The 13,172-nt window shown below is 43.1% G+C and carries 7 protein-coding genes; 6 read left to right on the top strand and 1 reads right to left on the bottom strand.

Going from position 1 to position 13,172, the window contains the following annotated elements:
- The first annotated feature begins 541 nt into the window (after positions 1-541).
- The gene (locus Q8M62_RS11690) at positions 542-1,735 is read left to right on the top strand and encodes an ATP-binding protein (protein WP_304901684.1); all 1,194 of its coding nucleotides are present in this window, start codon (positions 542-544) and stop codon (positions 1,733-1,735) included.
- Positions 1,736-1,868: 133 nt separating this feature from the next.
- Here Q8M62_RS11690 and leuS read toward each other — a convergent pair whose 3' ends face one another.
- A complete protein-coding gene (leuS, locus tag Q8M62_RS11685) occupies positions 1,869-4,643 on the bottom strand; it encodes a leucine--tRNA ligase (protein ID WP_304901683.1) in 2,775 nt (924 codons plus the stop codon).
- Between the two features lie 171 nt (positions 4,644-4,814).
- Between leuS and Q8M62_RS11680 the strand changes: the two genes are divergently transcribed.
- From Q8M62_RS11680 to Q8M62_RS11660, 5 genes are all read left to right on the top strand, one after another.
- Entirely contained in the window at positions 4,815-6,404 is a 1,590-nt protein-coding gene (locus tag Q8M62_RS11680; RefSeq protein ID WP_304901682.1) for a peptidase dimerization domain-containing protein, read from the top strand.
- A 149-nt stretch (positions 6,405-6,553) separates the two neighbouring features.
- Positions 6,554-7,006, top strand: coding sequence for a GNAT family N-acetyltransferase (locus Q8M62_RS11675; RefSeq protein ID WP_304901681.1), 453 nt, complete (start codon positions 6,554-6,556; stop codon positions 7,004-7,006).
- 123 nt (positions 7,007-7,129) lie between these two features.
- The gene (locus Q8M62_RS11670; RefSeq protein WP_304901680.1) at positions 7,130-7,780 is read left to right on the top strand and encodes a 7-carboxy-7-deazaguanine synthase QueE; all 651 of its coding nucleotides are present in this window, start codon (positions 7,130-7,132) and stop codon (positions 7,778-7,780) included.
- A 4-nt stretch (positions 7,781-7,784) separates the two neighbouring features.
- The gene (locus Q8M62_RS11665) at positions 7,785-9,707 is read left to right on the top strand and encodes an OmpA family protein (RefSeq protein ID WP_304901679.1); all 1,923 of its coding nucleotides are present in this window, start codon (positions 7,785-7,787) and stop codon (positions 9,705-9,707) included.
- Positions 9,708-10,196: 489 nt separating this feature from the next.
- Positions 10,197-13,169: a TonB-dependent receptor gene (locus tag Q8M62_RS11660; RefSeq protein WP_304901678.1), complete on the top strand. Its 2,973-nt coding sequence runs from the start codon at positions 10,197-10,199 to the stop codon at positions 13,167-13,169.
- Positions 13,170-13,172 lie beyond the last annotated feature (3 nt).

The following is a 13,172-nucleotide window of genomic DNA, read 5'->3' as shown; positions in this document are numbered from 1 at the left end:
TTGCGAAAAAAGCGAAAAATTAACCAAGCCAACCTTTAACTTCGCCTTCCAGAATTCCACTTTTCTGACCCAAAAATCCAAGTAACTCTAGGGGGTCAATTTCCAGCGGCGACAGGGGGTCAATTTAATCGGCGTATGCATTTTACGAAGCGATTTGATGACTTCGCTATTTGTAACAAGAAGGTTCATGGATCAAATATGGGGTTATTCGGTAAAATGGAAAAGTGCACAAAGCGTTGAAAATGAGATATTTTAGTTGAATAAATTTTTTTGTTCCTGCAGATTTACGCTGGAAAAGTCGCAGATGTGGGCAGATTAAGTTAGTTTCAGATATCTCAATATTCTCATTTTTTGATTAGACTGTTTTCGATTATGCCGAAAAAAAATCAGCGAAATCCTGCCTGATTTTTATCGTGAATCAATACCTATCAAGCATAGCTTTTTTTTCAATATTTGCTTGGTGTATTAAGCAAATAATTTTATTATAGCCTTTTATATAAAGCATAAATACTTATTTTTGCTTATTATAATAAGCAATGTTATGGAATCCATAGATGAAAAATTTTTAAAGAAAATTGATGCCACTTCATTGGACTTTGTCCGAAGTATAATTGATAAGATCCGCTGGGAGGCGAGGTTGATCGGTATCAAAGGACCAAGAGGAGTAGGGAAAACCACCCTACTGCTTCAATACATCAAGAAAAACCTGCCCATTGACCATACCACTTTATACGTGAGTTTGGACAATATCTGGTTTGCACAGAACAGTTTGTTGGACTTGGTAGATCATTTTGTCAAAAGAGGAGGCAAATACCTTTTCTTAGACGAAGTACATAAATACCCCAATTGGTCCATCGAAATCAAAAACATCTACGATGACTTCCCGGAGTTGAAAATTGTGTTTACAGGTTCCTCTATGCTGGAAATCCTTAATGCGAGAGCAGATCTAAGCCGAAGGGCAGTGATTTACCACATGCAGGGTTTGTCTTTCAGGGAGTTTCTAGCCATAAGGACAGGAAATGAATTCCCAATACACAGCTTGGAAGAGCTGATTGAAAACCATGTTTCCATTGCAAGAGAGGTCTTGCAAAAGGTAAAACCTTTGGAGCATTTTAGTGCATACCTAAACCATGGGTACTTCCCCTTCTTTCAGGAGGTGCCGGATCTGTACCATCAGCGCTTGGAGGAAGTAGTGAACATGACTTTAGAGATCGAGTTGCCACTGCTGCGGAGTGTGGATATTTCCTACATTCCAAAGCTGAAGCATTTGTTGCATATCATATCCGAGTCAGTTCCCTTTATTCCAAATGTGACCAAGCTTAGTGAGCGCATAGGCATCAACCGGAACACTTTGGTGAGCTATCTCTTTTTCCTGCAAGAGGCCCATTTGACCAAAAACCTCTACAAGGACATCAAGGGAATTACCCAAATGCAAAAGCCGGAAAAGATATACTTGGAAAACACTAACTTCCAGTTTGCCTTTACTCCAAAAAATGCCGACTTAGGTAACTTAAGGGAGACTTTCTTTATCAATCAGCTTTCACATGCCCATACCGTTGAGTACGTAAAGGATGGTGATTTTAGGGTCAATGGTAAATATATCTTTGAAGTAGGTGGCAAAAATAAAACTGCCGAGCAGATTCAGGGAGTTAAAAATAGTTTTATCGCTGCCGATGACATTGAATACGGTAATCCCAAGAAAATTCCGCTGTGGCTGTTTGGGTTTACGTATTGATTTGATCAATTGTTAAAAAATTCCAATAGTAATATCATCAAAGGTTTGAAAGTGATTTCAATTGCTGGGGACTCTAAAAAATTGGGCCAAAAGAATAACTCTTGGCCCAATTGATATTTCCGCTTTTTGGAGCCTAAACCACCAAATTCACAATCTTACCCGGTACGATAATCACCTTTTTGGGAGCTTTGCCTTCCAGCCATTTCTGTACGTTGGCATCGGCCAAGGCTGCTTTTTCGATTTCCGGAACGGCAAGCGAAAGGGATAGATTAAGCTTTGCCCGCAGCTTGCCATTGATCATTACAGGATATTCGAAGTTGCTCTCAACCAAATACTCTTCCTTGAACTCCGGGAAAACCGATGTCGTGATCGAGGTAGTATGACCCAAGAGCGCCCACAGTTCCTCGGCGATATGCGGGGCATAAGGCGAAACCAAAATTGCCAATGGTTCCAATACTTCCCGCTTGTTGGATTTCAATGCGGTCAGTTCATTCACACAGATCATAAAGCTGGAAACGGAGGTATTGAAAGAGAAATTGGCCATGTCGTCTTCCAGCTTTTTGATGGCTTTGTGCAACGCCTTCATTTCCTCTTTGCTTGCAGGTTCATTGGAAACTGCAAATTCACCCGTAGTATTGTGATACAGGTTCCAGAGTTTTCTCAGAAACTTGAATACGCCGTCGATTCCATTGGTATTCCACGGCTTGAATTGCTCCAAAGGCCCAAGGAACATTTCATACAATCTAAGCGTGTCCGCCCCGTATCGCTCGATGATGTCATCCGGATTGACCACATTGTACTTGGACTTGGACATTTTTTCCACTTCGGCGCCGCAGACATATTTGCCGTCCTCCAGAATAAATTCCGCATCTGCCAAGTCAGGTCGCCAGGCTTTGAATTTGTCCAGATTCAGTTGGTCATTGTAGACGATATTCACATCCACGTGCATGGCAGAAGTTTCATACTGATCTCTTATTCCATGCGATATGAAGGTGTTGGTACCTTTAATTCGATAAACAAAATTTGACCTGCCCTGAATCATCCCTTGGTTGATCATTTTTTGGAAAGGCTCATCGATACTTACCACACCCAAGTCATACAAAAACTTGGTCCAGAAGCGGGAATAGAGCAAGTGGCCGGTTGCATGCTCAGATCCTCCGATATACAAGTCCACCGCGCCCCAGTAGTCGGTTTTGGCTTTGTCGGCAAAAACAGAATCATTTTTCGGATCCATGTAGCGGAAGAAATACCAGCTTGATCCTGCCCATCCCGGCATGGTGCTCATTTCCAAAGGGAATTCTCCATCAGCAGTTTTGTATGTCCAGTCTTTTGCCCGGCCGAGTGGAGGTTCGCCATCTTCAGTTGGCAAGTATTTATCCACCTCCGGCAAAACCAAAGGCAGGTCTTTTTCTTCAATCAGATAAGGCAGTCCGTCCTTGAAATAAACCGGAAGCGGTTCGCCCCAATATCGCTGACGTGTGAAGATCGCATCCCTCATTCTGAATTGGATTTTGCCTTTGCCGATGCCTTTTATCTCGAGGAATTCGATGCATTTCTCCATGGCTTCTTTCATGTACAAGCCGGTAATAAAGCCTGAATTGATGATCAAACCGCCTTTGCCGGGGAAAGAACCGTTTTCCATTGAGCCTTCGATCACTTGACGAATTTCGAGACCGAAGTGCTTCGCAAAGTTGTAATCCCGCTCATCATGCGCAGGCACGGCCATCACAGCACCGGTTCCGTAACCAGCCAAGACATAGTCCGCAACCCAGATTTGGATTTCCTCGCCATTGAATGGATTGATCGCATAAGAACCTGTGAAGGCTCCTGAGATGGTTTTAACATCGCTCATTCGCTCGCGTTCCGAACGGTTTTTTGCGACTTCGATGTAGGCTTCCGCGATAGCTCTTTGATCCTCAGTGATGAGTGAAGCAGCAAGTTCACTTTCCGGTGCCAAAGCCAAATAGGTCACGCCGTAGATCGTGTCGATTCGAGTGGTGAAGACTTTGATGGATTTATCGGAATTTTTGACCTGAAAGACCATTTCAGCACCGATCGATTTCCCGATCCAGTTGCGCTGCATTTCCTTGATGGGTTCGGACCAGTCCACTTTTTCCAGTCCTTGTAGCAAACGGTCTGCATAGGCGGTGATCCGCATGGACCATTGCATCATCTTCTTTCGCTCCACAGGATGACCTCCTCGTTCAGAGAATCCATCCTTTACCTCGTCATTGGAAAGTACGGTTCCCAAAGCCGCACACCAGTTGACGGTCGTTTCAGCCAGGAAAGTCAAACGGTATTTCAGGAGCATTTCCTGCTTTTCTCTTTCAGAAAATGTGTCCCATTCAGAAGCTGTAAAAGTTGGGGTGTCGTCATCGCAAACTGCCTTGACACTCGTGTTTCCTTCTTTTTCAAAGTGGGAAATCAAAGCGTCAATCGACAAAGCTTTGTCAGCATTCAAATTATAGTAGCTATTGAATAGCTGCATAAAAATCCACTGCGTCCACTTGTAATAAGCCGGGTCAGAGGTGCGTACTTCCCGGTCCCAATCGAAAGCAAAACCGATATTTTTCAGCTGCTCTGTGTAGCGGGTGATGTTTTGTTCAGTGGTGATAGCGGGATGCTGTCCGGTTTGGATGGCATATTGCTCTGCAGGCAAACCAAAAGAATCATAACCCATGGGATGCAGGACATTGAATCCCTTCAGCATCTTAAATCGGGAGACAATATCAGAGGCGATGTAACCCAGTGGATGGCCAACGTGGAGACCGGCCCCCGAAGGATAAGGAAACATGTCCAAGGAATAAAACTTGGGACGATTTGGGTCCACTTCGGCTTTGAATGTTTCATTTTCTTTCCAGAAGGCTTGCCACTTTTGCTCGATTTCCCTGAAGTTGTACTCCACCATGATTGAATTTTTTGTGATTTTTCTGCTAAACGCCTGCAAAAATAGAAAAATCAGGCGGCTTTGGGAATCAATTTTCTAATTCCTCTCAGCCTTGGTTTCTCTCCATTAATCAATTTTATCCCAAAGACTTCCGGGTTTTTAGTATTTTCCAGAAATACAAAACCCCAACTTATGAGAAAGAAACTTTTATTTAGTATTGCCTTGGCTGGGAGTCTTGCCTTTTCAGCTTTGGCACAAAAGAAATACACTCCCAAGCAAATCGAGGCGCTCAAGACTGAAGTTGCCCAAATCGTCCAAGCCAATCACAAGCAGAGTCAGGTGATGGTGGACAAGATTTTCAGCTTTGCGGAGCTGGGTTTCCAGGAGATTGAATCTTCCAAATACTTGACGGGAATTCTGGAGCAAAACGGTTTCACCATCGAGCACGGTGTGTCCGGAATTCCGACGGCTTGGTTTGCAACTTGGAAAAATGGTGAGGGACCAGTGATCGCCTTAGGCTCTGATGTGGACAATATTCCAAAAGCTTCCCAATATCCTGGTGTAGCATACCACAAACCCATGGTCGAAGGTGCACCGGGGCACGGAGAAGGACACAATGCCGGGATTCCGCTGAATATCACGGCTGCTCTGGCTGTTAAGCAAATCATGGAACGGGAAAATATTGGTGGAACCTTGATCCTTTGGCCGGGAATCGCCGAGGAATTGGTGGCTGCAAAGGCTTGGTTTACCCGAGACGGAAAATTTGATGGGGTTGACCTTTGTATTTTTACTCACGTGGCAAATAACCTGGGAGTGAGCTGGGGGCAGGCGAGTGGAACCGGCTTGATTTCGGTGGAATATACTTTTTCGGGTGATGCGGCGCATTCCGCAGGAGCACCCTGGAGAGGCAAAAGTGCTGCGGATGCTACCGAGCTGATGAATATTGGTTGGAATTACAAGCGGGAGCACTTGCATCCGTTGAAGCGATCGCATTCTGTCATTACCGATGGAGGAGACCAGCCAAATGTGGTTCCATCAAAAGCTTCGATTTGGTATTATTTCCGTGATGTGAAATACGATGGTATCATGGAAATGTACGCTCAAGCAAATGATATTGCCAAAGGTGCCGCTCTGATGACGGGAACGACGATGACTTCCAAGATTTTGGGGACGGCCTGGCCGAGACACTTCAATAAGGTGATTGCTGAGAAGATGTATCAAAATATCCTGAAAGTCGGCTTGCCGGCTTGGGATGAAAATGATCAAATGATGGCCAAGGCTGTTCAAAAAGAATTGGGTTCCAAAGAAGAAGGGATGCCGACGAAACTGGATACGCTTGGTTTACCTGTGAAGGAACCTATTTCCGGAGGATCGGATGATATCGGAGATGTGTCATGGGTAGTACCCACAGTGACATTAAGATTTCCTTCCAATATTCCCGGACTTCCTGGCCACCACTGGAGTAATGCGATTGCGATGGCTACTCCGATTGCGCATAAGGGTGTAACTGCTGGCGCAAAAGCTGAGGCGATGACGATCTTGGACTTTTTGCTTCAACCTGAACTCGTCGACCAAGCTTGGGATTACTTCAAAAATGTGCAGACAAAAGAAGAAACTTACAAGCCGATGATCACTAAGGATGATGCGCCACCGATTTATCTTAACTCTGAAATTATGAGTCGCTTCCGTCCTGAATTGGAGAAGTTCTACTACGACGAGAAGAAGTTTGATACGTATTTGGAGCAGTTGGGTGTGAAGTATCCGACGGTGAAGAAGGATTGAAGAATTACGAAGTACGAGATACGAAGTACGTGGTTTTGGTGAACTGCAAACCAAAAATTCCAAAGGTGAACTATTTGATTTAAGGATTGGAGTTCAATTTTTCCTCGTATTTCGTAATTCGTAGCTCGTACTTGGTTATCAAAAATATCATGGAAGAATCTCTCGGCACTTTCAAAATCAGAGAGGCATCTCCTTCCGAACTCCTCTGGGTACACGAACGTATTCCGGAGTTTCCGGGAAAGGCATCGCTGGAATTTTACACTGAGCGGTTGAAGGACCGTCTTCATTTGGCTTTAGTCGCTGAAAAGGATGGGGAGCTTTTAGGTTTTAAAGTCGGGTATCAAGATAATGTGCCGGATACCTTTTATTCTTGGATGGGGGGAGTGAGGCCTGAGTTTCGTGAGCATGGGACAGCGGATGCTTTGGCAGCATATCAAGAAAATTGGGCAAGAGAAAAGGGATTTAAGGCTGTTTTCTTCAAAACCCGGAATCGCTTTCCTGCCATGATTTCATTCGGATTAAGTCGAGGCTTTAAAATCATTAAGATCATTCCCAAAGGCGGAGTGGAGGATTATCGGGTGGTGATGAGAAAAGGATTGTAATATTAGAAGATTTGAAAATTGAAAGATTAGGGGCCTAATTTTCCAATCTTGTAATTTTTCAATTTTCCAATCCTATCTTTACCCCTCATTCAGCGGTGGAATCTCCCGCTTTACCAAAAATTCATGAACACGCTCGATTTGGTAGCATCGACTACCCAAGAACTCGTGGCCGCAGGGCTGCAGCTTCCGATCATGGAAGCATTTTACACTATCCAAGGAGAAGGCAGGTTTACCGGACATCCCGCATATTTTATTCGGCTGGGAGGCTGTGATGTGGGTTGTGTCTGGTGCGATGTAAAGGAAAGCTGGGAAGCAGCGAAGTGGCCTGTTTTGTCCATCGAAAAAATCGTGGAGGATGCTTTGGCTTTTCCGGGAAGACTGGTGGTGATCACAGGTGGCGAACCTTTGATGTACAACATGGATCCGCTGACAAAGCTTTTGAAAGAACATGGCTTTACCACCAATATCGAGACTTCGGGTGCGCATCCTTTCTCTGGAGATTTTGACTGGGTTTGTTTTTCTCCCAAAAAATTCAAAAAACCACATCCGTCTATTTTTGCTGAGGCAGACGAACTGAAAGTGGTCATTTATAACAAGAGCGATTACGAGTTTGCCGAACAGTACGCAGGGCTAGTGAATGAGAGCTGTGAACTGCGCCTACAACCTGAGTGGAGTAAGGCCGTTAAGATTACAGCTGAAATCATAGATTTTGTTAAAAATCACCCAAAATGGAATATTTCCCTGCAAACTCATAAATTTATGGACATACCCTGAGTCCATGCGCCCTGTTTTCCTGTTTCTGATTGTATTTTTCTTGATCCTCCGTTCAGAGGCTCAGACCTATTCTATTGTTGACAGTCGGGCAATTAAACTTTATCAAGAAGGGGAGGCCTTGACAATTTCCAGACAATATGATCAGGCCATAGCCAAATATCAAGCTGCCATAGCTCGGGAGGGGTCTTTTTTGGAAGCCTATGTTAAAGCTTCTCAGTTGATGATCACACAAGGACGATTGGTGGAGGCGGAAAAAATAGCTTTACAAGGAAAGGGTAAATTGGCTGGTAAAAATACCACACCAAAAAATATCGCCGATTACGGATGGCTTTTTTCTAACCTATATCTCAAGCAGGGTAAATTTACAGAAGCGTATCGGCAATTTCAGGAGGTGGACCCCCTGTTTGATGAGAACTTCAAGCGATCGATTTACTATTCGCAGATGAAAGTTCAGATGGATTTTTTGGGTACCGAGCTTGGGGACGTCCGCTCCATTAAAAAAGAAATACTTCCTTCACCTTTGAATGGATTTAAGCTACAGTACTTTCCGGTTTTAACGGCCGACGGAGGGCAGATTCTCTTTACCAAACGGGACGGGACAGGAAACTTTGACAAGGAAGATATTTTTACCGCCTTTGCCGATGGAGACAGCAGTTGGACTAAGCCACAAAGTATTGCTCAAACGATTAATTCAGCTTTTAACGAAGGGACCTGTACGGTCACGGCTGACGGAAAAATACTTATATACACCTCTTGTGATGCGCCGGACTCTCAGGGGAGCTGTGATCTCTATATAGCTTATAAAGTGAACGGGGCTTGGCAACGGCCCACAAATATGGGTGCTAAGGTCAATTCCCGTTCCTGGGATTCCCAGCCTTCGCTTTCTGCAGATGGGCGGGTATTGTTTTTTTCCTCCAATCGTCGCGGTGGGTATGGAGGAAATGACATCTGGTATACTGTCCGCCAAAATGACGGCTCCTGGTCAGATGCAAAAAATCTGGGAAGCATAGTCAATACACCAAAAGATGAGATTTCGCCATTCATGTTTTTTAACAATGAAATCCTGTTTTTTGCTTCTGATGGGCACCAGGGATTCGGAGGGATGGATATTTTTCTTTCCAGAGTCAAAAACGGTGAATTTCAAAAACCGGAGAATCTAGGACTTCCGATCAATGATCATTTGGATCAGGTTGCGCTCTTTATAACGGCGAAAAAGGATTATGCCTACTACACGGAGTTGACCAAAGAAGAGGAGGAAAACGACCGGTCCTTGCTGTACAGGTTTAAGTTTCCGGAGGAGATATATTTGGGAGAGAATCTCACAGTAACAGAGGGTAAGGTGTTCAATTCCAAAACAGGTCAGCCGATTGAAGCCACATTATCACTGGTTTCATTGAAAAATGACAGTACCCTGTATCAATTTCAATCAGATGGAAAAACAGGAGACTTTATGATGCTTTATCCAGAGAATGCTGTTTCAGGATTATATGTTGAGAAAAAAGGATTTTTGCCAAAGATCTACAATGTGGAGCGCGACAAGATTCAAAATGTTAAGGATTTGAAAGTAGAGCTAATCCCTGTGGCTTCAGGGGAGCAATTTGTTTTCGAAAATGTATTTTTTGACTTTGATAAGTTTGATCTGAAGCCTGCCTCCATGACTTCACTGAACCGACTGTTTAAATTCTTGCAGGAAAATCCAAATGTCAACATTTTGATTTCGGGTCATACGGATAACATTGGCAATCAGGCCTACAATCAAACCCTAAGTTTGCAGCGGGCCAGGAGTGTCCAAACGTTCTTGGTAAAGGCAGGTCTTCATCCGGGCAGGGTACTTGTCGAGGGTAAAGGAGACAAAGAGCCCTTAGTTCCAAATACAAGCCCGGAAAATCAAGCGCTAAACCGACGAATTACTATCCAAGTTCTGTAAATTGCAAAATTTAATTTTGTGATAGTGGCTAATGATATGTGTAAATAGTGATCGTTTGATTTTTTTAATTATATGTCTTTTGTCTATACATTAAATACAAAATATAATTCTAAAACCCATGTAAAAAATATGTAATTGAACGCTTCATTATAATTTCAATGAGGCTGAGATTGCCTATACTAAAGTCAAATAAATTGGACTTTAGTTATTTTTCATGGAGTTATCCTGATGTTTTTGCCCGTATTATCCCGAAATGTTAATTTTTTTTTTGTGCAAATTAACTTTTGTTAACATTAACTTTTCAAAATAATAGTTTGATTAATCTGACTTAATTTAATAATTCAAAATTATATATCGAAAAACTCGATTTAGACAACATGTTCGTGCGTGTTGGTTCAAAAACTTTTACCCACCTTTTGTGGTAATTCGCTTGAGATATTCAAGATTTAGAAATATCATTGAGTTTATTAAACCAAAATCTAACCAAATATGAGGAAAGTTTTACTTCTAGGACTCATGCTTTTCATTGCAAGCGCTGTAGCGTTTGCGCAGAATCGTGTGATCACTGGTACCGTAACATCCGTCGAGGATAATATGGGTGTACCAGGAGCAACAGTTCTGGTGAAAGGAACAACCATTGGTACTGCCACCGACTTGGATGGTAAGTATTCGATCAGTGTTCCTGCCGGAAGCAATGTATTAGTCTTCACTTTCGTGGGCTTAACCACACGGGAAGTGACGATAGGGAATCAGACGACCATCAATGTTGCCTTGCAGCCTGATGTTCAGGCTCTCTCGGAATTTGTAGTCACTTCATATGGTGACCAGTCCAAAAGAGAGATTACCGGTGCAATTTCATCTGTTAAAGGTGAAGTATTTCAAGATTTGCCGATGCAATCTTTTGATCGTGCGATGCAAGGACGTATCGCAGGTGTACAGGTCACTTCCACTTCTGGCCAGCCAGGTGGAGCACTTAACGTGAGAATCAGAGGCGTAGGTTCTGTAAATGCGGGAAATGATCCTCTTTACATCATTGACGGTGTTCAAGTTCCTGCCGGAGGCCTTTCAGGTCAAGGATCTCAGAATGCGCTTGCTTCGATCAACCCGAATGACATTCAGTCAATTGAAGTATTGAAAGATGCTGCAGCTGGTGCAATCTACGGTGCTCAGGCTGCTAACGGGGTGGTAATCATAACGACCAGAAGAGGTACTAAAGGTTCTACAAAAGTTAGATTGTCCGCACAGACAGGTGTTGTTAAACCACTAGGCCTTTATGAGGTTATGAATTCACAGCAACTTGCTGGACTGAAGCGGGATGCTTTTGTGAATTCAGGTAGACCAGCCATCAATGCTGCTAACGTGTATGGAAATCCAGAAGATCCAAATTTGCCAAATAACAGCTGGGTTGATGCAACTTTCGGAGATGATAGATTGAGTGTTTATGATATATCGCTTTCCGGTGGTGACGATAAGACGACCTTCTTCCTTTCAGGTTCTTACACGGATCAGGGTTCTCAGGTAATCAAATCGGATTATGAAAGAGCGACTACTCGTCTGAACTTGACTCACAGACCAAATAAAAAATTGACTGTAAATACCACTTTGTCTTTGGCCTATCAGAAATCAAATGGAGCGATTGATAGAGGTAACTTTGTTAACTCTCCGTTTCAGGCAGGTTTTACAGCTAGACCGAATGTTCCGATATATAACGAAGACGGCACTTTCAGGGACTATCCTTCTGATCACTTGTTTGGGTACAACATTGTACAAGGTGCAGCTCAGGAACTTAGACTAGCTAACACAGTCCAGACTGTATCCAACATACAGTTGAACTACCAGTTTACTCCTTGGTTGAGCTTTACATCATTTGCAGGTTTGGATTTTGCGGATAACCGTGATGAGAATAACAGACCATCTACAATTGCTGCATTCCGTGCTGCAGGTGGTAACTCAACAAATACAGATCGTCGAAATGTAAACTTTAACACGAACCATAACTTTAATTTCAACAAAAAGTTTGCGGATAAGCATACTGTAAGTGGTATTCTTGGTTATGAATATAAGACTGAAAGCCGTGAATTAACATTTGCTCAAGGTCAGGGATTCGCTAACCCAATCCTAAGATATTTGAACAATGCGGCCACACCACTTGCTGTAGGATCTTCATTTACACAGTTCAAAAGACTGGGTGTGTTTGGTCAGGCGAAGTATGACTACAATGATACTTATACTGCTGACTTTACGCTGAGAAGAGACGGTCACTCCAGATTTGGTTCTGACGTTCGTTTCGGTACGTTCGGAGCCGTTTCCGTAGGATGGAGATTGTCTTCAATGCAATTTCTGCAGAATGCAACTTGGTTGGATAATTTGAGATTAAGAGCTTCTTATGGTGTGACCGGTAATTCCGAGATTCCAAATTTTGCTTCTCAAACTCTAGTTGCTTCTGCGGGTCAATACGGAGGAAGTCCTTCTTTGGCACTGAATCAATTAGGAAATAACTTGTTGACTTGGGAGGAGGCAGAAACATTCAATATTGGAGTTGATGCAACAATGTTCAATGGTCGTATAATCACCACGGTTGACTTCTGGAGAAAGAACTCTTCTAACCTCTTGTTTAATACACCTTTGCCAATCGATTCAGGCTTTGGATCAATCACTCAAAATACAGGTGAATTAAGAAATCAAGGTATAGACTTTGATATTCAGACAGTTAATATCACCGCCGGAAAGTTTCAATGGTCGACTGCATTTAACGTAACAGTTCTTGAAAACGAAGTTATATCACTCTTTGGTGGTGAAGAAAGAATCGGAAACACGATCGTAGTAGGTCAGCCGCTATTTCCTATTTATACTACTCCCTATGCAGGTGTAAATCCTGCGAATGGTCGTCCGATGTATCTCAACGAGAACAACGAATACACCTACACAATCCGCGATGCTGATGTAAGATATCAGGGATCAGCTCTTCCAACTTCCTATGGTGGCTTGTCTAATACATTCACTTATGGTGGATTATCTCTTGAGGTTTTCTTCCAGGGACAGTTTGGCAATAAGGCTTTCAATTCAGATTTATTTAATCTAGCTTCCACAGGTTCAGGACCAAATAACCAATTGGTGAATCAGTTGAATTACTGGAAGCAGCCGGGTGATGTAGTGAGCAATCCTATGCCTTGGGAAAGTGGCGCTAGACCAGGTGGCTCTAGTTATACTGCTACCTCAACGAGACAGTTAAGTGATGGTAGCTACATTAGATTGAAGCAAGTGACCTTAAGTTATGCTATTCCTCCTGTTGTGTCTCAGCGAATTGGTGTTGCACAGGCTAATGTATTTGTTCAAGGATTGAATATGGCAACTTTCACCAAGTATAACGGTATCGATCCAGAAGTAAATTCTATCGGTAACACTTTTGCTGCGTTTCCAAATTCTCAGCAAATTACTGCAGGCGTAAGTCTTAGTTTCTAATTA

The sequence above is a fragment of the Algoriphagus sp. genome (genome assembly GCF_030694375.1).
Taxonomy (GTDB): Bacteria; Bacteroidota; Bacteroidia; order Cytophagales; family Cyclobacteriaceae; genus Algoriphagus.
Note: the sequence above shows the minus strand (reverse complement) of the source record. Positions and strands in the feature narration are given on the sequence as shown.